The sequence below is a fragment of the Pseudomonas ekonensis genome, from assembly GCF_019145435.1.
Taxonomy (GTDB): Bacteria; Pseudomonadota; Gammaproteobacteria; order Pseudomonadales; family Pseudomonadaceae; genus Aquipseudomonas; species Aquipseudomonas ekonensis.
This window is the reverse complement of the sequence record NZ_JAHSTS010000002.1, coordinates 1,904,238-1,925,151: the sequence shown is the minus strand read 5'-3', so window position 1 is coordinate 1,925,151 and position 20,914 is coordinate 1,904,238. Positions and strand designations below refer to the sequence as shown.

Annotated in this window: 18 protein-coding genes; 11 read left to right on the top strand and 7 right to left on the bottom strand. The window is 66.0% G+C overall.

Annotated features, from left to right (window positions below):
* Positions 1–52: 52 nt before the first annotated feature.
* Positions 53–2,539, top strand: a complete 2,487-nt coding sequence (locus tag KVG96_RS21825; RefSeq protein ID WP_217893887.1) for a circularly permuted type 2 ATP-grasp protein — start codon at positions 53–55, stop codon at positions 2,537–2,539.
* Positions 2,539–3,429, top strand: coding sequence for a transglutaminase family protein (locus tag KVG96_RS21820; RefSeq protein ID WP_217893886.1), 891 nt, complete (start codon positions 2,539–2,541; stop codon positions 3,427–3,429). Before KVG96_RS21825 ends, KVG96_RS21820 begins: the two co-directional genes overlap by 1 nt.
* Before the next feature lie 139 nt (positions 3,430–3,568).
* Here KVG96_RS21820 and KVG96_RS21815 read toward each other — a convergent pair whose 3' ends face one another.
* Positions 3,569–4,156: a cytokinin riboside 5'-monophosphate phosphoribohydrolase gene (locus KVG96_RS21815; RefSeq protein ID WP_085582857.1), complete on the bottom strand. Its 588-nt coding sequence runs from the start codon at positions 4,154–4,156 to the stop codon at positions 3,569–3,571.
* 343 nt (positions 4,157–4,499) lie between these two features.
* Between KVG96_RS21815 and azu the strand changes: the two genes are divergently transcribed.
* The gene (azu, locus tag KVG96_RS21810; RefSeq protein ID WP_085582855.1) at positions 4,500–4,946 is read left to right on the top strand and encodes an azurin; all 447 of its coding nucleotides are present in this window, start codon (positions 4,500–4,502) and stop codon (positions 4,944–4,946) included.
* A gap of 185 nt (positions 4,947–5,131) precedes the next feature.
* On the opposite strand, the gene nadE is transcribed toward azu, so the two are convergent.
* The 3 genes from nadE to KVG96_RS21795 form a co-directional block, all read right to left on the bottom strand.
* On the bottom strand, positions 5,132–5,959 hold the full coding sequence (gene nadE / locus KVG96_RS21805; protein ID WP_217893885.1) for an NAD(+) synthase: 828 nt from the start codon (positions 5,957–5,959) through the stop codon (positions 5,132–5,134).
* A gap of 4 nt (positions 5,960–5,963) precedes the next feature.
* A complete protein-coding gene (gene pncB / locus KVG96_RS21800; protein WP_217893884.1) occupies positions 5,964–7,187 on the bottom strand; it encodes a nicotinate phosphoribosyltransferase in 1,224 nt (407 codons plus the stop codon).
* Between the two features lie 119 nt (positions 7,188–7,306).
* Positions 7,307–8,218: a LysR family transcriptional regulator gene (locus KVG96_RS21795; protein ID WP_217893883.1), complete on the bottom strand. Its 912-nt coding sequence runs from the start codon at positions 8,216–8,218 to the stop codon at positions 7,307–7,309.
* Between the two features lie 184 nt (positions 8,219–8,402).
* Between KVG96_RS21795 and amaB the strand changes: the two genes are divergently transcribed.
* From amaB to KVG96_RS21755, 8 genes are all read left to right on the top strand, one after another.
* Positions 8,403–9,893: an L-piperidine-6-carboxylate dehydrogenase gene (gene amaB / locus KVG96_RS21790; RefSeq protein WP_217893882.1), complete on the top strand. Its 1,491-nt coding sequence runs from the start codon at positions 8,403–8,405 to the stop codon at positions 9,891–9,893.
* A 90-nt stretch (positions 9,894–9,983) separates the two neighbouring features.
* Positions 9,984–11,267, top strand: coding sequence for an L-pipecolate oxidase (gene amaA, locus KVG96_RS21785; RefSeq protein WP_217893881.1), 1,284 nt, complete (start codon positions 9,984–9,986; stop codon positions 11,265–11,267).
* A 368-nt stretch (positions 11,268–11,635) separates the two neighbouring features.
* Positions 11,636–12,769: a branched-chain amino acid ABC transporter substrate-binding protein gene (locus tag KVG96_RS21780; RefSeq protein WP_085582843.1), complete on the top strand. Its 1,134-nt coding sequence runs from the start codon at positions 11,636–11,638 to the stop codon at positions 12,767–12,769.
* A 240-nt stretch (positions 12,770–13,009) separates the two neighbouring features.
* Complete coding sequence (locus KVG96_RS21775; protein WP_085582841.1) at positions 13,010–13,924, top strand: ABC transporter permease subunit; 915 nt, start codon at positions 13,010–13,012, stop codon at positions 13,922–13,924.
* Between the two features lie 3 nt (positions 13,925–13,927).
* Positions 13,928–15,229, top strand: coding sequence for a high-affinity branched-chain amino acid ABC transporter permease LivM (gene livM / locus KVG96_RS21770; protein WP_217893880.1), 1,302 nt, complete (start codon positions 13,928–13,930; stop codon positions 15,227–15,229).
* Positions 15,226–16,098: an ATP-binding cassette domain-containing protein gene (locus KVG96_RS21765; RefSeq protein WP_085582836.1), complete on the top strand. Its 873-nt coding sequence runs from the start codon at positions 15,226–15,228 to the stop codon at positions 16,096–16,098. The genes livM and KVG96_RS21765 overlap by 4 nt, the downstream gene beginning before the upstream one ends.
* On the top strand, positions 16,095–16,811 hold the full coding sequence (locus KVG96_RS21760) for an ABC transporter ATP-binding protein (RefSeq protein ID WP_217893879.1): 717 nt from the start codon (positions 16,095–16,097) through the stop codon (positions 16,809–16,811). The genes KVG96_RS21765 and KVG96_RS21760 overlap by 4 nt, the downstream gene beginning before the upstream one ends.
* A gap of 773 nt (positions 16,812–17,584) precedes the next feature.
* Positions 17,585–18,349 carry an SDR family oxidoreductase gene (locus KVG96_RS21755; protein ID WP_217893878.1) on the top strand — a complete coding sequence of 255 codons (765 nt, stop codon included), beginning with the start codon at positions 17,585–17,587 and terminating at the stop codon, positions 18,347–18,349.
* A 102-nt stretch (positions 18,350–18,451) separates the two neighbouring features.
* Here the strand turns inward: KVG96_RS21755 and KVG96_RS21750 are convergent, their stop codons facing one another.
* From KVG96_RS21750 to ureG, 3 genes are all read right to left on the bottom strand, one after another.
* Positions 18,452–19,585 (bottom strand): AGE family epimerase/isomerase, encoded by a 1,134-nt coding sequence (locus KVG96_RS21750; RefSeq protein WP_217893877.1) that lies wholly within the window; start codon positions 19,583–19,585, stop codon positions 18,452–18,454.
* Between the two features lie 109 nt (positions 19,586–19,694).
* Complete coding sequence (locus tag KVG96_RS21745) at positions 19,695–20,267, bottom strand: HupE/UreJ family protein (RefSeq protein ID WP_217893876.1); 573 nt, start codon at positions 20,265–20,267, stop codon at positions 19,695–19,697.
* Positions 20,268–20,294: 27 nt separating this feature from the next.
* A complete protein-coding gene (gene ureG, locus KVG96_RS21740) occupies positions 20,295–20,909 on the bottom strand; it encodes an urease accessory protein UreG (RefSeq protein WP_217893875.1) in 615 nt (204 codons plus the stop codon).
* Positions 20,910–20,914 lie beyond the last annotated feature (5 nt).

Here is a 20,914-nt window from a genome sequence, read left to right as displayed (position 1 = left end):
TGTCACGTGCCTGCGTTAGTCTGACCGTTCCTTGCCGGTTGCCGAGCTCTCCATGCCAGACCTGCTTGACCGCTACCCGCTGACGGCGGGCACCTACCACGAACTGCTCGACGGCAGCGGCGCGGTGCGTCCGCACTGGCGCCGGCTGTTCGACCAGTTGCAGCGCAGCACGCCGCAGCAGTTGGCGCAGCGTCAGGCGCTGCTGGCGCGGCAGATCCAGGAGAACGGCGTCACCTACAACGTCTATGCCGACCCCAAGGGCGCCGACCGCCCGTGGGAGCTGGATCTGCTGCCCCATGTGATCGCCGCCGACGAGTGGCAGCGACTGTCCGCCGGGCTCGCCCAGCGGGCGCGGCTGCTCAATGCGGTGCTGGCGGACCTGTACGGCCCGCAGTGGCTGATCCGCGAAGGGCTGCTGCCGGCGGAGCTGGTGTTCGGCCACAACAACTTCCTCTGGCCCTGTCAGGGCATTTCGCCCCCGGACGGGGCGTTCCTGCATCTGTACGCGGCGGATCTGGCGCGCACGCCGGACGGCCGCTGGTGGGTCACGGCGGACCGCACCCAGGCGCCGTCCGGGGCCGGGTATGCGCTGGAGAACCGCACCATCGTGTCCCGCGCTTTCCCCGAGCTGTACCGGGACTTGCGGGTGCAGCACCTGGCGGGCTTCTTCCGCACGCTCCAGGAAACCCTCGTGCGCCAGGCGCCGGGCGACAGCGAGACGCCGCTGGTGGTGCTGCTGACGCCGGGGCGGTTCAACGAAAGCTATTTCGAACACCTGTACCTGGCGCGGCAGTTGGGCTATCCGCTGGTGGAGGGCGGCGACCTCACCGTGCGCGACGCCACGGTGTACCTCAAGACCCTCAGCGGCCTGCGCCGGGTGCACGCGATCATGCGCCGGCTCGACGATGACTTCTGCGACCCGCTGGAACTGCGCACCGACTCGGCCCTCGGCGTGCCCGGATTGCTGGAGGCGGTGCGCCGGGGGCGGGTGCTGGTGGCCAACGCGCTGGGCAGCGGCGTGCTCGAATCGCCGGGATTGCTGGGGTTCCTGCCGAAGATCTGCCGGCACCTGTTCGGTGAAGAACTGATCCTGCCGTCCATCGCCACCTGGTGGTGCGGTGAGGCGCCGGTGCTGGCCCAGGCCATGGAAAAACTACCTGATCTGCTGATCAAACCGGCCTTTCCCTCGCAGAGCTTCGCGCCCGTGTTTGGCCGCGACTTGAGTGAAAAACAGCGCCAGGCCCTCGCTGAACGCATGCAGGCGCGGCCTTATGCCTATGTCGCGCAAGAGTTGGCGCAGCTGTCCCAGGCGCCGGTCTGGCACCCCGAGGACGGCCAGCTGCAGGCCCGGGCCATCGGCATGCGTCTGTACGCGGTGGCCAGCCACGAGGGCTACCGGGTGTTGCCGGGCGGGCTGACCCGGGTGGCCGCCGAGGCCGACGCCGAAGTGGTGTCGATGCAGCGCGGCGGCGCCAGCAAGGACACCTGGGTGCTGGGCGACCGACCGCCGAGCGGTGAGCAGTGGAAGGCCCAGCGCAACATCGGCGTGCACGACCTGGTGCGGCGCGACCCCTACCTGCCGTCGCGGGTGGTGGAGAACCTGTTCTGGTTCGGCCGATATTGCGAGCGCTGCGACGACAGTGCGCGGCTGCTGCGGATCGTGCTGGCGCGCTACATCGACGGCGACGACCCGCAGGCCTTGCAGGCCGCCGTGGACCTCGGCGAACGGCTGATGCTGCTGCCGGACGAAGGCGAACTGCCGCAGCGCCTGCTGGCGGCGCTGCTCGGCGAAGACTGGTCGTTCAGCCTGCGTGCCAACCTGCAGCGCCTGCAATGGGCGGCGTCCCAGGTGCGCGGCAAGCTGTCGCGGGAAAACTGGCAGGCGCTGGTGGAACTGCAGCGCGAGGCCGCCGAGCTCGACGGCGACGAGCCGGATTTCGGCGAGCTGCTGGATTTCCTCAACCGGCTGGTGACCTCGCTGGCGGCGCTGTCCGGTTTCGCCCTGGACGACATGACCCGCGACGAGGGCTGGCGCTTCTTGATGATCGGGCGGCGGATCGAGCGCCTGCAGTTCCTCAGCACCAGCCTGGCGGCCTTCCTGAGGGGGGCCGGCGCGTTCGATCAGGCGGGGCTTGCGTGGTTGCTGGAGCTGGGCAACAGCAGCATCACCTACCGCTCGCGCTACCTGGCTGTGGCCCAGCTGATCCCGGTGCTCGACCTGTTGCTGCTGGACGAGCAGAACCCCCATGCGGTTCTGTTCCAGCTGAAGCTGGTGGCCCGCACCGTCAAGCGGCTGAACGATGATTTCGGCGCGCCGGGGGAAGCCGGGCTGGCGCAACTGGCCGAGCGACTGGCGCGCATTGACCTCGGCTGCCTGGAGAACCCGCTGTTCGGCGAGACCAGCGTGCGTGCGGCGCTCGACGGGCTGGCCGACCTGCTGCAAGAGATCGCCGATGTCAGCGCGCAGGTGTCCGACCGCCTGGCCCTGCGCCATTTCGCCCATGTCGACGATGTCAGCCAGCGCACGGTGTCCGTCTGATGAATGCCCGTTACCAAGTCCTCCACGACACCTGCTACCGCTACGACAGCCCGGTTTCGCTGGCGCAGCAGCTGGCGCACCTGTGGCCCCGTGAGTGCGCCTGGCAGCGCTGCACCGGGCAGCGTCTGCTGATCAGCCCGGAACCGACCGCCCGCCGGGACGAGCAGGACGTGTTCGGCAACCCGCTGACCCGCCTGGCGTTCGAACGGCCCCACGACGAGTTGCAGGTCGATGCTCGGCTGACGGTCGAGGTGCTGGCACGGCCGGCAGCGGACTTTGCCCTGTCTCCGGCCTGGGAGTCGACGTGCGCTGCGCTGGCCTACAGCGGCCGGCCGCTGTCGCCCCACGTGCTGGAAGCCTGCCGTTATCGGTTCGAATCGCCCTATGTGCACCTCAAGCGCCGTTTCGTCGAGTTCTCCGACAGTTGCTTCCCGCCGGGGCGGGCCATGCTGTCGGCGGTGCAGGCCTTGATGCAGAAGATCTTCAGCGAGTTCACCTTCGATGCCGAAGCGACCCAGGTCGCGACGCCGCTGGTGGAGGTGCTGGAACGGCGGCGCGGGGTCTGTCAGGACTTCGCCCACCTGATGCTGGCCTGCCTGCGCTCCCGGGGATTGGCGGCGCGCTACGTCAGCGGCTATCTGCTGACCCGGCCGCCGCCGGGGCAGCCGCGGCTGATCGGCGCCGACGCGTCCCATGCCTGGGTGTCGGTGTTTTGCCCGGTGCTGGGCTGGGTGGACTTCGACCCGACGAACAATGTGCAGCCGGCGCTGGAGCACATCACCCTGGCCTGGGGCCGCGACTTCTCCGATGTGTCGCCGCTGCGCGGGGTGATTCTGGGCGGGGGCAGCCATGACCCGGAGGTGCGGGTCACGGTGATGCCGCTGGACTGAGCGCGATGCGGTGAGGTTCACCTGTCCAGTGCGGGAGCAGCGATTTGCGGCGCCCTCACTGACGCTATCGCCAGCAGGCTGGCTCCCACAGGGTCGGCACCTTGCATGGCCATGGGGGAGCGATGCCAGGCGTGAAGCCTCACTTCGGCTTCTGGTCCACCCACTTCGGGGCTACGGTCGGCTGCCAGCGGTCGAGGGCGTCGAGCAGCGCCTGCGGCGAATCGCTGACCTGCAGCATGTCCCGGTGCGGCGCGCGGACGAAGCCTTCGCCGACCAGGTGGTCGAGGAACGCGGTGAGCTTGCTGTAGAAACCGTTCACTTCCATCAGCCCCAGCGGCTTGCCGTGGTAGCCGAGCTGGCCCCAGGTCCAGACCTCGAACAGTTCTTCCAGGGTGCCGAGGCCGCCGGGCAGGGCGATGAACGCGTCGCTGAGCTCGGCCATCCGCGCCTTGCGGGCGTGCATGCCGTCGACCACCTCCAGGCGGGTGAGCCCTTTGTGGCCGATCTCCTTGTCCATCAGCGCCTGCGGGATGATCCCGACCACCTCACCGCCGGCCGCCAGCGCAGCGTCGGCGACGATGCCCATCAGCCCGACGGCGCCGCCGCCGTAGACCAGGGTCAATTTGCGTTCGGCCAATGCCCGGCCGAGGGCGACGGCGGCTTCGGTGTACGCCGGGTCGGTGCCGGCGTTGGCGCCGCAAAATACACATACGGAAGTGAGAGACATGCCTTGCTCCTGTGTCGATCAGTCGCACAGGGTAGCGGCAGCGGGGCCGCTGTCCAAGGACTAGACTTCGCGTTCCGGCGTTTCACAGGTACCGCTGGCACCGCAGGCGTAGGCGGCAAGCAGGCTGCGCAGCAAACCGTTAAAGAACATGATCGGCACTCCGTTTCAGTGGGATGGGCCGATCATAGGCCCGGGCCGCGGTTCTGGCCGGTAGATTGTTTCGATAAGTGTCATAGCCTGAAAGTTGTATACAATCTTTGACTCAGGTCATAGGAACTTGCGAAGATTTCAGGCAGTCTTCCAACCACTCTTGTTTCTGTTAACCCTGCCTTGGAGATTCACCATGTTTTCCAAAGTTGTTGCGGTATCCCTGCTGGCCCTGGCCAGCGGCCAACTGATGGCTGCAGAGTGCAAAACCACCGTAGATTCCACCGACCAGATGTCCTTCAACACCAAGGCCATTGAAATCGACAAGAGCTGCAAGACCTTCACCGTCGAACTGACCCACTCCGGCAGCCTGCCGAAGAACGTGATGGGCCATAACCTGGTGATCAGCAAAGAAGCCGACATGCAGCCGATCGCCACCGACGGCCTGGCCGCCGGCATCGACAAGAACTACCTGAAAGAGGGCGACGCCCGCGTCATCGCCCACACCAAGATCATCGGCGCCGGCGAGAAGGACTCGCTGACCATCGACGTGTCCAAGCTGACCGCCGGTGAAGCCTACGGCTTCTTCTGCTCGTTCCCGGGCCACATCTCGATGATGAAGGGCACCGTCACCGTCAAGTGACGGCGAAGGGGCCGTCGGCGGCGACCGACGTTCAGGCCAGACAAAAGCCCGCCGGGGATCGACTCCCCGGCGGGCTTTTTCATGTGCCCGGCTATTGACCGCGTCATCGTTCATCGCGAGCAGGCTCGCTCCCACAGGGCCGCGGCAAACCTGCTGGCGATGACGTCAGCCGGACCGTTCGTCAATCACGGGGCAAACGGCATTACCCGCTTGTGACGGGTCTTGTTGTACGTGTTGACGATGATATCGAACGCTTCCTGGCGCACCGGCTCGCCGTGCAGGAAGGCGTCGATCTCGACGTAGGTCACGCCGTGGGACGCTTCGTCCGGCTTGCCCGGCGCCAGGTCTTCCAGGTCGGCGGTCGGGATCTTCTCCACCAACGGTTCCGGCGCGCCGAAGCTGCGGGCGATCGCGCGCACCTGGTTCTTCACCAGCCCGCTGAGCGGCGCCAGGTCGCAGGCGCCGTCGCCGAACTTGGTGAAGAAGCCCATCACCGCTTCCGCCGCGTGGTCGGTGCCGATCACCAGGCCATGGGCGGCGCCGGCGATGGTGTACTGGGCCACCATGCGCATGCGCGCCTTGGTGTTGCCGAGCACGAAGTCTTTCTGCACCGCTTGCTTGCCTTCGAACGCCGCCACTTCACCGGCCAGGGACTTCACCGCAGGACCGATGTTGACCGTGTGGCGCTCGTCGGGGTCGATGAAGTCCACCGAGGCCTGGGCGTCGTGCTCGTCGAATTGCACGTCGTAGGGCAGGCGCACGGCGATGAACTTGTAGCCGTCATCGCCGCTGCGTTCGCGCAACTCACGCATGGCGCGCTGGGCCAGCAGGCCGGCGGTCAGGGAATCGACGCCGCCGCTGATGCCCAGCACCAGGGTCTTGAGGCCGGCGTTGACCAGGCAGTCCTGGATGAAGGCGACGCGTCGGGCGACTTCCGCCTCGAGGGCCTTTTGGTCCGCGAACGGCGGCTGGACCTTGAGCTGTTCAGCAATCTCACGCTGTACGGCTTGCATGAATTCACTCCTTGCTAGATAGGCTGGAAACGGCAGGAACCTGGAAAACGTGTCGCAGGTAGGCGACGAAATTCGGGTCTTTGCAGTGGGTCTTGCCCGGCTCGTCGGAGATCTTCGCCACCGGTTGGCCGTTGCAGGCGGCCATTTTAAGCACGATGCTCATCGGTTCGACACCCGGAATGTCGCAGGTCAGGTTGGTGCCGATGCCGAAGCTCACGTTGATCCGCCCGTGCAGCGCCCGGAAGATCTCCAGCGACTTGGGCAACGTCAGGCTGTCGGAGAACACCAGGGTCTTGCTCATCGGGTCGATGCCGAGCCTGTGGTAGTGGGCGATGCATTTTTCGCCCCACAGCACCGGATCCCCGGAGTCATGGCGCAGGCCGTCGAAGAGCTTGGCGAAGTACAGGTCGAAATCGCCGAGGAACGCGTCGGTGGTGATGCAGTCGGTCAGGGCGATCCCCAGCAGGCCCCGGTACTCGCGCACCCAGCAGTCGAGGGCGGCGCTCTGGCTGTCGATCAGCCGCGGGCCGAGCTGCTGGTGGGCCATGATCCACTCGTGGGCCATGGTGCCCAGCGGTTTCATGTCCAGTTCCCGGGACAGGTTCACGTTGCTGGTGCCGACGAAGCGGCCGGGGAAGTCGTGCTTGAGCACGTTCACCACTTCTTCCTGCACGCGGTACGAGAACCGGCGGCGGGTGCCGAAGTCAGCGACCTGCAGTTGCGCCAGCTCTTCGGTCGAGGCGTTGGCGTTCAGCCAGTCGAACTTGCGGTACAGCTGCTCGCGGGCCAGCTCCAGGGTGATGTCGCGGTAGCGGTAGCGGTTGCGCACTTCGCTGACGATCGCCAGCAGGGGCACTTCGAACAGGATCACGTGCAGCCACGGCCCGCGCAGGCGGATGAACAGCTCGCCGTTTTCGATGCCGGTGTGCAGGTAGCGCAGGTTGAAGCGGAACAGGCCGAGGAAGCGCAGGAAGTCCGGCTTGAGGAAGGAGATGCGCTCCAGGAAGCCCAACTGGTCGGCGCTCAGGCTCAGTTCGGCCAGGCGTTCGATCTGGAAGCGGATCTCCGCCAGGTAAGGGCGCAGGTCTTCGGCGTTGCGGCAGCGGAACTCCCATTCGACTTCGACGTTGGGGTAGTTGTGCAGCACCGCCTGCATCATCGTCAGCTTGTAGAAGTCGGTGTCGAGCAGGTTCTGCACGATGCGATCGGCAAACACACTCTCGCTCATAACGGGGTCTCCAGACGGGCCGCGCATTGGCGCGGTATCAATCAATGGCGCTAGTGGCGCACATCGGCGCCAGGAAACGCCAGCAAAATTTGCCGGACGAGGCACGTTGCCGCGGCGGTTCAGTGCGCAAGCGGATCCGGACTGTCGACCTGCTCCAGCATCCACTTCACGAAATCCCGCACTTTGGGCACCTCCGCCGCGTGCTCCGGGTAGGCCAGGTAGTAGGCGTCGGTGCTGGGCATCGCGTGGGGCCAGGGGATGACCAGCTTGCCGTCGGCCAGCTCTTCTTCGACCAGGAACCGCGGCAGCAGCGCCACGCCGCAGCCGACCTGGGCGGCGCGGATGCACATATAGAAGGTTTCGAAGCGCGGGCCGTGGTAGCTGTGTTCGGTCTGGCGGCCCTGGCTGTCGAACCAGTCGTGCCAGGCCTGCGGGCGCGAGGCGTTCTGCAGCAGCACAAGGTCGGTCAGTTGCGTGGGGTCGGTGAACGGCGTGGCCGGCAGGCTGCCCGGCGCGCACACCGGCACCAGCTCTTCGCCGAACAGCTTCAGGCACTCGGTGCCGGGCCGCGAGCCCTGGCCGAAGTAGAACGCCAGGTCGCTGCGCCCTTGCAGCAAGTCGTCGGCCTCGTGCTCGTTGCACAGGTCCAGGTGGATCGACGGATGGCGCAGCCGCCAGCCCTTGAGGCGCGGCACCAGCCAGCGGGCGCCGAAGGTCGAGGGGGTGGACACCCGCAGGACTTCGGTCTCGCCGCCGTAGGAGCGCAGGTAGTGGGTGGACATCTCCACCTGGGTGAGGATCTTGCGCACCTCCACCAGGTACAGGTCGCCGGCCGGGGTCATCTGCAGGCGCCGGCGCACCCGGCGGAACAGCAGGTGCTGCAGCAATTCCTCCAGCTGCGCCACCTGTTTGCTGACGGCGCTCTGGGTCAGGTTCAGTTCCTCGGCGGCCCGGGTGAAGCTCAGGTGCCGGGTCACGGCCTCGAAGCACTGCAGCGCGGTGATCGACGGCAGGTGGCGTTTGTTGAGCATGGGCAATCCTTTTTCTTGTGTTCTGGCCGGCATTCTCTGGCAGGCATGACGCAGCATGAATAAACGGAATGATATCTCGCGTAAAGGTCGTTTGTTGCACAGCCGCCCTGAGGCTACAACTAAAGGCCCGCACGGCCGCCTCGGCGTGGCCGCCCACATTCAGTTTCCGCTTGAGGAGTGACCCATGGTTGCCGCATTGCTTGATCGTCTTGGTGTGAACCCGGCCCTGTACCAGAACGGCAAAGTGCCGGTGCATTCCCCCATCGACGGCAGTCGCATCGCCGCCGTGAACTGGGAAGGCCCGGCCGAGGTCGAGCAGCACATCAGTCGCGCCGATCATGCGTTCGCGCTGTGGCGCCAGGTGCCGGCCCCGCGTCGCGGCGAGCTGGTGCGCCAGTTCGGCGAAGTGCTGCGCGCGCACAAGGCCGACCTCGGCGAGCTGGTGTCGTGGGAAGCCGGCAAGATCACCCAGGAAGGCCTGGGCGAAGTGCAGGAGATGATCGACATCTGCGACTTCGCCGTCGGCCTGTCGCGCCAGCTGTACGGCCTGACCATCGCGTCCGAGCGTCCGGGCCACCATATGCGCGAGACCTGGCACCCGCTGGGCGTGGTCGGGGTGATCAGCGCCTTCAACTTCCCGGTCGCGGTGTGGGCGTGGAACACCACGCTGGCGCTGGTCTGCGGCAACCCGGTGGTGTGGAAACCGTCGGAGAAGACCCCGCTCACCGCACTGGCCTGCCAGGCGCTGTTCGAGCGGGTGGCGAAGAACTTCAGCGACGCCCCGGCGCACCTGAGCCAGGTGGTGATCGGCGGCCGCGACGCCGGCGAAGCGCTGGTGGACGACCCGCGCGTGGCGCTGATCAGCGCCACGGGCAGCACCCGCATGGGCCGCGAAGTGGCGCCGAAGGTCGCGGCGCGGTTCGCCCGCAGCATCCTCGAACTGGGCGGCAACAACGCGATGATCCTCGGGCCGAGCGCCGACCTGGACATGGCCGTGCGCGCCATCCTGTTCAGCGCCGTCGGCACCGCCGGCCAGCGCTGCACCACCCTGCGCCGGCTGATCGCCCACGAATCGGTGAAGGAGGAAATCGTCACTCGCCTGAAGGCCGCGTATTCGAAGGTGCGCATCGGCCATCCGCTGGAAGGCAACCTGATCGGCCCGCTGATCGACAAGCACAGCTTCGAAAACATGCAGGATGCGCTGGAGCAGGCCCTGAGCGAGGGCGGCCGGGTGTTCGGCGGCCAGCGCCAGTTGCAGGAGCAGTTCCCCAATGCCTACTACGTGTCGCCGGCCATCGTCGAGATGCCGGAGCAGAGCGACGTGGTGTGCAGCGAGACCTTCGCGCCGATCCTGTACGTGGTCGGCTACACGGACTTCGACGAGGCCCTGCGCCTGAACAACGCCGTGCCGCAAGGCCTGTCGTCGTGCATCTTCACCACCGATGTGCGTGAGGCCGAGAAATTCATGTCGGCGGTGGGCAGCGACTGCGGCATCGCCAACGTCAACATCGGCCCGAGCGGCGCGGAGATCGGCGGCGCGTTCGGCGGCGAGAAGGAGACCGGCGGCGGCCGCGAGTCGGGTTCCGACGCCTGGCGCGCCTACATGCGCCGCCAGACCAACACCGTCAACTATTCGCTGGAGCTGCCGCTGGCCCAGGGCATCACGTTCGATTAAGCAGCGGCAAGCGACAGGCTACGAGCGACAAGCGAACTGGCTTGCGGCGTGTGGCTTGTCGCGTGCAACTGCTCCGACAGGAGCTTGGCAATGCCGTTACGCGAAGAATGTCTGTGGGAAACCCTCACGCCGCAAAGGCCCGACAACGCGGCGTTCAAGGGTGAAGTCAAGGTCGATGTGTGCGTGGTCGGCGCCGGGTTCACCGGGCTGTCGGCGGCCCTGCACCTGCTGGAGAAGGGCAAGCGCGTCTGCGTGCTCGAAGCCCACCGCGCCGGCCATGGCGGCTCGGGGCGCAACGTCGGGCTGGTCAACGCCGGGATGTGGATCCCGCCGGACGAGATCGAGGCCGGGTTCGGCGAGGCGGTGGGCAGCCAGCTCAACCGCATGCTGGGGGCGGCGCCGGCGCTGGTGTTCAGCCTGGTGGACAAGTACGCCATCGATTGCCAGCTGCGCCGCGAAGGCACCCTGCACATGGCGCACAACGCCCGGGGCGAGGCGGACCTGCGCAGCCGCGAAGAACAGTGGAAGCGCCGGGGCGCGCCGGTGGAACTGCTCACCGGGCAGGCCTGCGAACGGGCCACCGGCACCCGCAAGATCGCCGCCGCGCTGCTCGACCGCCGCGCCGGCACGCTCAACCCGATGGGCTACGTCACAGGGCTGGCCAAGGCGGTCGCCGGCCTCGGCGGGCAAGTGTTCGACCATTCGCCGGTCGTCCGGCTGGAACGGCAAGGGGCGCAGTGGTCGGTGCAGACCGAGCAAGGTTCGGTGCTGGCCGAGCAGGTGGTGATCGCCTCCAACGCCTACACCGAGGGCGACTGGACTGAGCTCAAACGCAATTTCTTCCCCGGCTACTACTATCAGGTCGCTTCGGTGCCGCTGACCGAGGACGCCGCCCAGGAGATCCTGCCGGGCGGGCAGGGCTCGTGGGACACCCGTCAGGTGCTGAGCAGCATCCGCCGCGACAAGGACGGCCGGCTGCTGCTCGGCAGCCTGGGCAACGGCAACCAGAAGCCGGCCTGGTTCCTCAAGGCCTGGGCCGACCGGGTGCAGCGCCACTACTTCCCCAACCTCAAGCCGGTGGAATGGGAATGCACCTGGACCGGGCGCATCGCCTTCACCCCCGATCACCTGATGCGCCTGTTCGAGCCGGCGCCCGGCATCGTGGCCGTCACCGGTTACAACGGCCGCGGCGTCACCACCGGCACCGTGGTCGGCAAGGCCTTCGCCGACTACCTGTGTAACGGAAATCCTCAGGCCCTGCCGATCCCCTTCGCCGCGATGCAGCCCCTGGCAGGCGCGGGCCTGCGCAGTTGCCTGTACGAGGCCGGGTTCTCGCTGTATCACGCGGGCCAGTGCCTGCGCATCGTCATCTGAGTGTTGAAATTTGTTGCTCCACGCGGCGCTTTCCGGCGCAGCGACTAGCCTGTAATGGTGCGGGCCGTAGCAGTCCCGCACCAGCAGTGTGCAGTTCGGTGACGCGGGCTGTTACAGGTGGGTTGCACGTCGTTTGGCGCCGCGGTTGCAATGATGGCGCACGAAGGTTGCGCCTCAAAAAAACCTTGGTTTCACCTTCCGCGGTTTAGACGGTTGCACGCCCAATGAAAATGGGAACGAAACAGTCGAAATAACAAGAAAGCAGCGACTTTTTGAAGAATAAAAAACCGATGGCACGGCCCTTGCTCTGAGCATTTCGTGAAGTGAAGTCGCAGTGCCAACTAAAAAAAACCTTGGAGCACCACCTCATGTCCCAGACGTTTTACAAGAAAGGCTTCCTGGCCCTCGCAGTGGCTGCTGCGCTGGGTGTCTCTGCGTTTGCACAAGCTGATGTGAAGATCGGTGTGGCGGGCCCGATGACCGGCGCCAACGCGGCATTCGGCGAGCAGTACATGAAGGGGGCACAGGCGGCGGCAGACGCGATCAACGCGGCGGGCGGCGTCAACGGCGAGAAGATCGTGCTGGTCAAGGGCGACGACGCGTGCGAGCCGAAGCAGGCCGTGACGGTCGCCAAGGACCTCACCAACCAGAAGGTCGCCGGCGTGGTCGGTCACTTCTGCTCCTCCTCCACCATCCCTGCTTCGGAGATCTACGACGAAGCCGGCATCATCGCGATCACTCCAGGCTCCACCAACCCGCAGGTCACCGAGCGCGGCCTGAGCGCCATGTTCCGCATGTGCGGCCGTGACGACCAGCAAGGCATCGTGGCCGGCGACTACATCGTCGACGTGCTCAAGGGCAAGAAGGTCGTCGTGCTGCACGACAAGGACACCTACGGCCAAGGCCTCGCCGACGCCACCAAGGCCCAGCTTGAGAAGCGCGGCGTGAAGCCGGTGCTGTACGAAGGCCTGACCCGCGGCGAAAAAGACTTCAGCGCCGTGGTCACCAAGATCCGCGCGGCCGGTGCCGACGTGGTCTACTTCGGCGGCCTGCACCCGGAAGCCGGCCCTCTGGTCAAGCAACTGCGCACCGAAGGCCTGAAGGACGTGAAGTTCATGTCCGACGACGGCATCGTGACCGACGAACTGGTGACCACCGCCGGCGGCCCGCAATACGTCGACGGCGTGCTGATGACCTTCGGCGCCGACCCGCGCCTGCTGCCGGACAGCAAGACCGTCGTGGACGCCTTCCGCAAGGCCGGCACCGAGCCTGAGGGCTACACCCTGTACGCCTACGCCTCGGTGCAGACCCTGGCCGCCGCGTTCAACGGCGCCAAGTCCAACAGCGGCGAGAAGGCCGCCGAGTGGCTGAAGGCCAACCCGGTGAAGACCGTCATGGGCGAGAAGGCCTGGGACAAGAAGGGCGACCTGAAGGTGTCCGACTACGTGGTCTACCAGTGGGACGCGACCGGCAAATACCACCAGCTGGAAAAACAGAAATAAGCGTCGGCCCGACCGGCTGATCCCCGCAGAACCCGTGTGGGAGCGAGCCCGCTCGCGATGACGGACCGACAGGCGCCAGCGGTGCCGAATGTGAGGCCGTCATCGCTGGCAGGCCAGCTCCCACAAGGGGCGCGGGGGCTGACCGGTCGCGGCTGACCCTGCTCCGACGTAAATCTGTATTTTTCCTAGAAGAGCCGCGCGCCCTCGGGCGTGCAGGTTCTCACTGCGTGAGATTGCGTTATGGATGGTATTTTCCTGCAGCAACTGGTCAACGGCCTGACCCTCGGGTCGGTCTACGGCCTGATCGCCATCGGCTACACAATGGTCTACGGCATCATCGGCATGATCAACTTCGCCCACGGCGAGGTTTACATGATTTCCGCTTACCTCGCGGCGATCAGTCTGGCACTGCTGGCTTACTTCGGTATCGAATCCTTCCCGCTGCTGATGCTCGGCACCCTGGTCTTCACCATCGTGGTCACCGGGGTGTACGGCTGGGTCATCGAACGCATCGCGTACAAACCCCTGCGCAACTCCACACGGCTGGCGCCCCTGATCAGCGCCATCGGCATTTCCCTGATCCTGCAGAACTACGCCCAGATCAGCCAGGGCGCCCGCCAACAGGGCGTGCCCACGCTGCTCACCGGCGCCTGGCGGATCGACGTCGGCACCGGCTTCGTCCAGCTCACCTACACCAAGGTCTTCATCCTGGTGGCGGCGTTCATCGGCATGGGCCTGCTGACCTACGTGATCAAGTACACCAAGCTCGGCCGCATGTGCCGCGCGACCCAGCAAGACCGCAAGATGGCCTCGATCCTGGGGATCAACACCGACCGGGTGATTTCCTACGTGTTCATCATCGGTGCGGCGATGGCGGCCCTGGCCGGCGTGCTGATCACCATGAACTACGGCACCTTCGACTTCTACGCAGGCTTCGTCATCGGCATCAAGGCGTTCACCGCCGCGGTGCTCGGCGGGATCGGTTCGCTGCCCGGCGCGATGCTCGGCGGGATCATCCTGGGCATTTCCGAGTCGCTGTTCTCGGGCCTGGTCAACTCCGACTACAAGGACGTGTTCAGCTTCTCGCTGCTCGTGCTTGTCCTGGTCTTCCGGCCTCAGGGCCTGCTGGGCCGTCCTCTTGTGTCGAAGGTGTAAGCGATGTCTTCAACCACTGCCAAATCCATTGATGTGAAAAAGAGTGTGGTCGAGGCCATCCTGGCCGGCCTGATCGCCCTGATCGTGTTCGGCCCGATCGTCGGCGTCGTGCTCGACGGCTACAGCTTCAACCTGGAACCCACCCGCGTGGCGTGGATCATCGCCATCGTCATGGCCGGGCGCTTCGCCCTGAGCCTGTTCCTGCAGACGCCCAGGGGCCTGCGCATCCTCGACAGCTTCGAGAGCACCGGCTCCGGGGTGCACGTGCTGCCGCCGGACTACAAGTCGCGGCTGCGCTGGATCATCCCGCTGATGATCGCCGTCGCCGTGGCGCTGCCGTTCTTCTCCAACTCCTACCTGCTGGGCGTGGTCATCCTCGGCCTGATCTACGTGCTGCTGGGGCTGGGGCTGAACATCGTGGTGGGCCTGGCCGGCCTGCTCGACCTGGGTTACGTGGCGTTCTATGCCATCGGCGCCTACGGCCTGGCGCTCGGCTACCAGTACCTGGGGCTGGGTTTCTGGACCGTGCTGCCGCTGGCGGCGATCACCGCCGGCCTTGCCGGTTGCATCCTCGGGTTCCCGGTGCTGCGCCTGCACGGCGACTACCTGGCGATCGTGACCCTGGGCTTCGGTGAGATCATCCGCCTGATCCTCAACAACTGGCTGTCCCTGACCGGCGGCCCGAACGGCATGCCGGCGCCATTGCCGACTTTCTTCGGCCTGGAGTTCGGCAAGCGGGCGAAGGACGGCGGGGTGCCGTTCCACGAGTTCTTCGGCATCGCCTACAACCCGGACATCAAGTACTACTTCATCTACGCGGTGCTGTTCCTGGTGGTGCTGGCCGTGCTGTACATCAAGCACCGGCTGGTCAAGATGCCGGTGGGGCGCGCCTGGGAAGCCCTGCGCGAAGACGAGATCGCCTGCCGCTCGATGGGCCTGAACCACGTGCTGGTCAAACTCTCGGCGTTCACCATCGGCGCGTCCACCGCCGGCCTGGCCGGGGTGTTCTTCGCCACTTACCAAGGCTTCGTCAACCCGACCTCGTTCACCTTCTTCGAGTCGGCGCTGATCCTCGCCATCGTGGTGCTCGGCGGCATGGGTTCGACCATCGGCGTGGTGATCGCCGCGTTCGTGCTCACCGTCGCCCCGGAACTGCTGCGCAGCTTCGCCGAATACCGCGTGCTGCTGTTCGGCATCCTGATGGTGTTGATGATGATCTGGCGACCGCGGGGGCTGATCCGCATCAGCCGGACCGGCGTCACCCCACGCAAAGGTGCCATTCACTATGAGAGGGCTGCGCCATGAGTGAAGTCGTGCTCTCTGTAGAAAAACTGATGATGCATTTCGGCGGCATCAAGGCGCTGAACGACGTCAGCCTGAAAGTTAAACGCAACTCGATCTTCGCCCTGATCGGCCCCAACGGCGCCGGCAAGACCACCGTGTTCAACTGCCTGACCGGGTTCTACAAGGCTTCCGGCGGCAAGATCGAACTCAACGTGCGCGGCCGGCAGACCAACGTCATCCAGCTGCTGGGCGAGTCGTTCAAGCCGACCGACTTCGTCTCGCCGAAGACCTTCGCCAGCCGCCTGTACTACAAGATGTTCGGTGGCACCCACCTGGTGAACCGCGCAGGCCTGGCCCGCACCTTCCAGAACATCCGCCTGTTCAAGGAAATGTCGGTGCTGGAGAACCTGCTGGTGGCCCAGCACATGTGGGTCAACCGCAACATGCTGTCCGGCATCCTCAACACCAAGGGCTACCGCAAGGCCGAGAGCGACGCGCTGGACTGCGCGTTCTACTGGCTCGAGGTGGTGGACCTGGTGGACTGCGCCAACCGCCTGGCCGGTGAGCTGTCCTACGGCCAGCAGCGCCGCCTGGAGATCGCCCGGGCCATGTGCACGCGGCCGCAGATCATCTGCCTCGACGAACCGGCCGCCGGCCTCAACCCTCAGGAAACCGAAGCGCTGAGCGCGATGATCCGGCTGCTGCGCGACGAGCACGATCTGACCGTGGTGCTGATCGAACACGACATGGGCATGGTGATGAGCATTTCCGACCACATTGTGGTGCTGGACCACGGCGTGGTGATCGCCGAGGGCGGCCCTGAAGACATCCGTCACGATCCGAAAGTGATTGCCGCCTACCTGGGCGCCGACGAAGAGGAAGTGGTATGAGCCGACCGATCCTCGAACTCAAGGACCTGAACGTGTACTACGGGCCGATCCAGGCCCTCAAGGGCGTTTCGCTGCACATCGACGAAGGGGAGACGGTCAGCCTGATCGGCTCCAACGGCGCCGGCAAGTCCACCCTGCTGATGTCGATCTTCGGCCAGCCCCGGGCGGAGTCCGGGCAGATCCTCTACCAGGGCGTGGACATCACCCACAAGTCGTCCCACTACATCGCCTCCAACGGCATCGCGCAGTCGCCGGAAGGGCGGCGGGTGTTCCCCGACATGACCGTCGAGGAAAACCTGCTGATGGGCACCATCCCGATCGGCGACAAGCATGCCAAGGAAGACATGCAGCGCATGTTCGAGCTGTTCCCGCGGCTCGAGGAGCGGCGCAGCCAGCGGGCCATGACCATGTCCGGCGGCGAGCAGCAGATGCTCGCCATCGCCCGTGCGCTGATGAGCCGACCCAAGCTGTTGCTGCTCGACGAGCCGAGCCTGGGCCTGGCGCCGATCGTGGTGAAGCAGATCTTCGCCACCCTGCGCGAGCTGGCGAAGACCGGCATGACCATCTTCCTGGTCGAGCAGAACGCCAACCACGCGTTGAAGCTGTCCGACCGGGCCTACGTGATGGTCAACGGCGAGATCCGCCTGAGCGGCACCGGCCAGGAGCTGCTGGTGAACGAGGAGGTGCGCAGCGCTTACCTGGGCGGGCACTGAGTTTTCCACAGCAAGACAGAGCCCCGGGTCGCAAGCCCCGGGGCTTTTTCATGCCCGGAAGGCGCCTTGAACCCCGTGGGAGCGAGCTTGCTCCCGCCATTGACTTTTGGCGAACGCCTCAATTGTGGAAAACCAAAATCCCGACCTGCCGAAGCGCGACATAAAGACGCTGCAAACGGCTGTTTTTGCACGGTTTTGACTTGTCCCCACCGGCTGTGGAACCGGCTGTGTATAACGTGGGAGTAGCTGGCTGAAAGCCTTTAAAACCGTGGCTTGCAGCTCGATGGGTGTTTTTTGACCAGCGATTTTTTGCTGGGGGGCTGACCCATTTGTCAACCTTTTTGTCAGGGCGGCAAAGGGCCCGTCAGGGTGTGCGCAAGCCTGTGGATAACTCTGTGGGCAATCTCTGGAAAGACGCCGCAGAGGGCCGTGGTTACTGGCCTCGCGCAATCATGGCCGTGACCGGCCGGTCGTGCAGAATGCCCGGTGCGGCACAAGTGCTTGTCCAGGGTCAAGGGAAAAACTTCGCTTTTGGCCCGCAAAGCCTTGTGCGGCGCGGCTTTGCGCCGTTCCAGTTGCCCCCGGAAACTGTGGAAGGGATTGTGGATAACATGCGGGCATCCGGCTACAGGCCACGGCGGCAGGGCTGTTCAGGCGATTGAGCGTTTTTTGTACAGGGGGAGGAGGTTGCCCACAGGGTAAAGGCCGGGCATGCTGCCCGCTGATTGTCCATTCCAAGGGCCGCCCACGGCGGCCGAAGCAAGGAGAACACGATGTCCAACACCCTGTTTATCACCGGCGCGACCTCCGGTTTCGGCGAAGCCTGCGCCCGACGTTTTGCCGAGGCCGGCTGGAAACTGGTGCTGACCGGCCGTCGTGAAGAACGCCTCAAGGCCCTGTGCGCAGAATTGTCGGAACAGACCGAAGTGCACGGCCTGGTGCTGGACGTGCGCGACCGCAAGGCCATGGAGGAGGCGATCGCCAACCTGCCGCCGTCCTTCGCCACCCTGCGCGGCCTGATCAACAACGCCGGGCTGGCGCTGGGGGTGGATCCGGCGCCCAAGTGCGACCTCGACGACTGGGACACCATGGTCGACACCAACGTCAAAGGCCTGATGTACAGCACCCGCCTGCTGTTGCCGCGCCTGATCGCCCACGGCCGCGGCGCGGGCATCGTCAACCTCGGCTCCATCGCCGGCAACTACCCGTACCCGGGCAGCCATGTGTACGGCGCGACCAAGGCGTTCGTGAAGCAGTTTTCCCTGAACCTGCGCTGCGACCTGCAAGGCACCGGCGTTCGCGTGAGCAACATCGAGCCGGGCCTGTGCGAAAGCGAGTTCTCGCTGGTGCGCTTCGCCGGTGACCAGGCGCGCTACGACGCCACCTACGCCGGCGCCGAGCCGATCCAGCCGCAGGACATCGCCGAGACCATCTTCTGGGTGCTCAACGCGCCCGCGCACATCAACATCAACCGTCTGGAACTGATGCCGGTGAGCCAGAGCTGGGCCGGGTTCGCCATCGAGCGCAACAAGGCTTAAGACCCCTGTGGCGAGCGAGCTTGCTTGCGCTTGAGTGCGCAGCGCCCACGCCCGATCGGGGCCGCTGCGCAGCCCGGCGCGAGCAAGCTCGCTCGCCACGGGTCAATTCAGGTAGTCGGCCAGCCCGCGGTAGCAGGTCGCCAGGTGATACGGCGTGGTGGACGGCATGTCCTTGCGGCTGACGTCGCCGTCGGCGTCGCGGCACTCGTGCCAGCCACCCTCATGCAGGAAGCGCTGCTGCAATGCCTGCAACTGGCGCAGCACCGCCGCTCCGGCGTCCGGCCGCAAGGTCAGCGCCCGCAGGTATTCGGCCTGGGCCCAGATGCGCTGGGTCGAGTCCTTCGCGGGACGTTCCGGCTGCGGATCCAGCATCGCCAGCACGGCACTGGTGGCGGGTTCCACGCCGTGCCGTTCGGTGAACGCGAACGACTGCTCCAGCGCGCCATGCAGCTTCGAGCCACGCAGCAGCGGCGAAGAGGCGAGCAGGAAATACCACTCGAACTGATGCCCCGGCTCATACCAGTTATCCACAGCCCCCAGCGGTTTCTCCAGCAGCACGCTCTGCTGCGGGTCAATGAAGCGCGCGTGCATGGCTGTGCACAACTCGGTCAGCGCCTGCTGCACGGCGGCGTCTTCACGCACGGCCAGAGTGGCGAGGAACGCTTCGGCCAGGTGCATCAGCGGGTTCTGCAGCGGGCCGGTCTCCAGGGTGATCCAGTCCGGTTCGAGGCAGGCTTCGTAGAGGCCGTCACCGGTGGCGAAGCGCCGGGCGATGATTTCCAGGGCGGCGTCGAGGGTCGATTCCACCAGCGGTTCGCGCACCTTGTCCCAGTAATGGGCGCAGGCGAACAGGATGAACGCGTGGGTGTAGAGATCCTTGCGCCGGTCCAGCGGTTTGCCTTGCGGGTCGATGCTGTAGAACCAGCCGCCGTGCTCGGCGTCGTGGAAGTGCCGCTGCAGCGAGCGGAACAGCGCCGCTGCGCGGGCTTCGGCGCCCTCGACCTGGCCGATCAGGCCGGCGAACAGGTACAGCTGCCGTGCGCAGGCCATCGCCCGGTAGCGTTGCGGCGGCAATGGGCTGTGCGCGGCGTCCAGTGCCTCGAAGGGCAGCGCCAGGTCGGCGTTCCAGCCAGGGCCCTGCCAAAGCGGCACGATCACGTCGAGAAAGTGCTGTTGCACCTGACCGAACAGGGCGGTCATTTCAGGCAGGGAGGCGGAACGGGAAGCTTGCGGCATGGGCGGACGTCGTCACGGCTGGGGCGATTGCGCGACATGGTAGCAGAGAGCTTGGCCTGAGAGACGCCGTGTCTGTCAGGCCGCTATCGTCGGAGAGGGCGCTCAGGCATCAACCCGCCAACAGCCAAACCCCCGTCGCCGCTGACGCCGCACCCGCCAGCCGCACCAGCGGCGCGGCGGCCTGTGGCAATGCGCGCACCACGCCATAGCCCGCCGCATGCAGCGCCGCCGTCGCCACGACGAAGCCGGCGGCATACGCCCACGGGCTCGACATGTCCGGCAGTTCCAGCCCATGGGCCACACCGTGGAACAGGGCGAACAGCGCCGTCGCCGCCACGGCCATCACGAGCGGCGGGCGCACCGCCAGCGCCACGGCCAGGCCGAGCGCCAGCACCGAGGCGGCGATGCCGCTTTCCAGCGCCGGCAGTTCCAGGCCTTCGAAACCGAGCAGGCCGCCGATCAGCATGGTGCCGACGAAGGTGCACGGCAGCGCCAAGCGGGCCGCGCCCCGTTGCTGGGCGGCCCACAGGCCGACGGCCAGCATCGCCAGCAAATGGTCGAGGCCGCCGACGGGGTGGCTGATGCCGGCCACCAGGCCGCTGTCGCCGTGGCCCGGATGGGCGAAGGCCAGGGCCGGGGCGAGCAGCAGGGCTGCGGCGGCGAAAATGCGTTTGAGCGTCATGGATAAGCTTCCTTGTCGTTGGATGAATCAGGCTGCCGTCAGCAGACCCTGGCGTTCGATGAAGGCGATGATCTCTTCCAGACCCTGGCCGGTCTTCTGGTTGCTGAACACGAACGGCTTGCCGTTGCGCATCCGCTGGGTGTCGCTGTTCATCATCTCCAGCGAAGCGCCGACCAGCGGCGCCAGATCGATCTTGTTGATCACCAGCAGGTCGGACTTGCAGATCCCGGGGCCGCCCTTGCGCGGCAGCTTGTCGCCGGCCGAGACGTCGATCACGTAAAGGGTCAGGTCCGACAGCTCCGGGCTGAACGTGGCGGACAGGTTGTCGCCGCCGGACTCCACCAGGATCAGGTCCAGCCCCGGAAAGCGCCGGTTCAGCTGATCCACCGCCTCCAGGTTGATCGAGGCGTCCTCGCGGATCGCCGTGTGCGGGCAGCCGCCGGTCTCCACGCCGATGATGCGTTCCGGCGCCAGCGCCTGGTTGCGCACCAGAAAGTCGGCGTCTTCGCGGGTGTAGATGTCGTTGGTGACCACGGCCAGGTTGTAGCGCTCGCGCAGGGCCAGGCACAGGGCCAGGGTCAGGGCGGTCTTGCCGGAGCCGACCGGGCCGCCGATGCCGACGCGCAAAGGTTGTGTGTTCATGCGGT

What these genes read in the sequence shown, in the direction of transcription:
- livM (WP_217893880.1), top strand. Translation starts at nt 13,928, where the DNA reads ATGTCTTCAACCACTGCCAAATCCATTGATGTGAAAAAGAGTGTGGTC.
- KVG96_RS21780 (WP_085582843.1), top strand. Translation starts at nt 11,636, where the DNA reads ATGTCCCAGACGTTTTACAAGAAAGGCTTCCTGGCCCTCGCAGTGGCT.
- amaB (WP_217893882.1), top strand. Translation starts at nt 8,403, where the DNA reads ATGGTTGCCGCATTGCTTGATCGTCTTGGTGTGAACCCGGCCCTGTAC.
- KVG96_RS21760 (WP_217893879.1), top strand. Translation starts at nt 16,095, where the DNA reads ATGAGCCGACCGATCCTCGAACTCAAGGACCTGAACGTGTACTACGGG.
- KVG96_RS21795 (WP_217893883.1), bottom strand. Translation starts at nt 8,218, where the DNA reads ATGCTCAACAAACGCCACCTGCCGTCGATCACCGCGCTGCAGTGCTTC.
- nadE (WP_217893885.1), bottom strand. Translation starts at nt 5,959, where the DNA reads ATGCAAGCCGTACAGCGTGAGATTGCTGAACAGCTCAAGGTCCAGCCG.
- KVG96_RS21750 (WP_217893877.1), bottom strand. Translation starts at nt 19,585, where the DNA reads ATGCCGCAAGCTTCCCGTTCCGCCTCCCTGCCTGAAATGACCGCCCTG.
- azu (WP_085582855.1), top strand. Translation starts at nt 4,500, where the DNA reads ATGTTTTCCAAAGTTGTTGCGGTATCCCTGCTGGCCCTGGCCAGCGGC.
- ureG (WP_217893875.1), bottom strand. Translation starts at nt 20,909, where the DNA reads ATGAACACACAACCTTTGCGCGTCGGCATCGGCGGCCCGGTCGGCTCC.
- KVG96_RS21775 (WP_085582841.1), top strand. Translation starts at nt 13,010, where the DNA reads ATGGATGGTATTTTCCTGCAGCAACTGGTCAACGGCCTGACCCTCGGG.
- pncB (WP_217893884.1), bottom strand. Translation starts at nt 7,187, where the DNA reads ATGAGCGAGAGTGTGTTTGCCGATCGCATCGTGCAGAACCTGCTCGAC.
- KVG96_RS21745 (WP_217893876.1), bottom strand. Translation starts at nt 20,267, where the DNA reads ATGACGCTCAAACGCATTTTCGCCGCCGCAGCCCTGCTGCTCGCCCCG.
- KVG96_RS21765 (WP_085582836.1), top strand. Translation starts at nt 15,226, where the DNA reads ATGAGTGAAGTCGTGCTCTCTGTAGAAAAACTGATGATGCATTTCGGC.
- KVG96_RS21815 (WP_085582857.1), bottom strand. Translation starts at nt 4,156, where the DNA reads ATGTCTCTCACTTCCGTATGTGTATTTTGCGGCGCCAACGCCGGCACC.
- KVG96_RS21825 (WP_217893887.1), top strand. Translation starts at nt 53, where the DNA reads ATGCCAGACCTGCTTGACCGCTACCCGCTGACGGCGGGCACCTACCAC.
- KVG96_RS21755 (WP_217893878.1), top strand. Translation starts at nt 17,585, where the DNA reads ATGTCCAACACCCTGTTTATCACCGGCGCGACCTCCGGTTTCGGCGAA.
- amaA (WP_217893881.1), top strand. Translation starts at nt 9,984, where the DNA reads ATGCCGTTACGCGAAGAATGTCTGTGGGAAACCCTCACGCCGCAAAGG.
- KVG96_RS21820 (WP_217893886.1), top strand. Translation starts at nt 2,539, where the DNA reads ATGAATGCCCGTTACCAAGTCCTCCACGACACCTGCTACCGCTACGAC.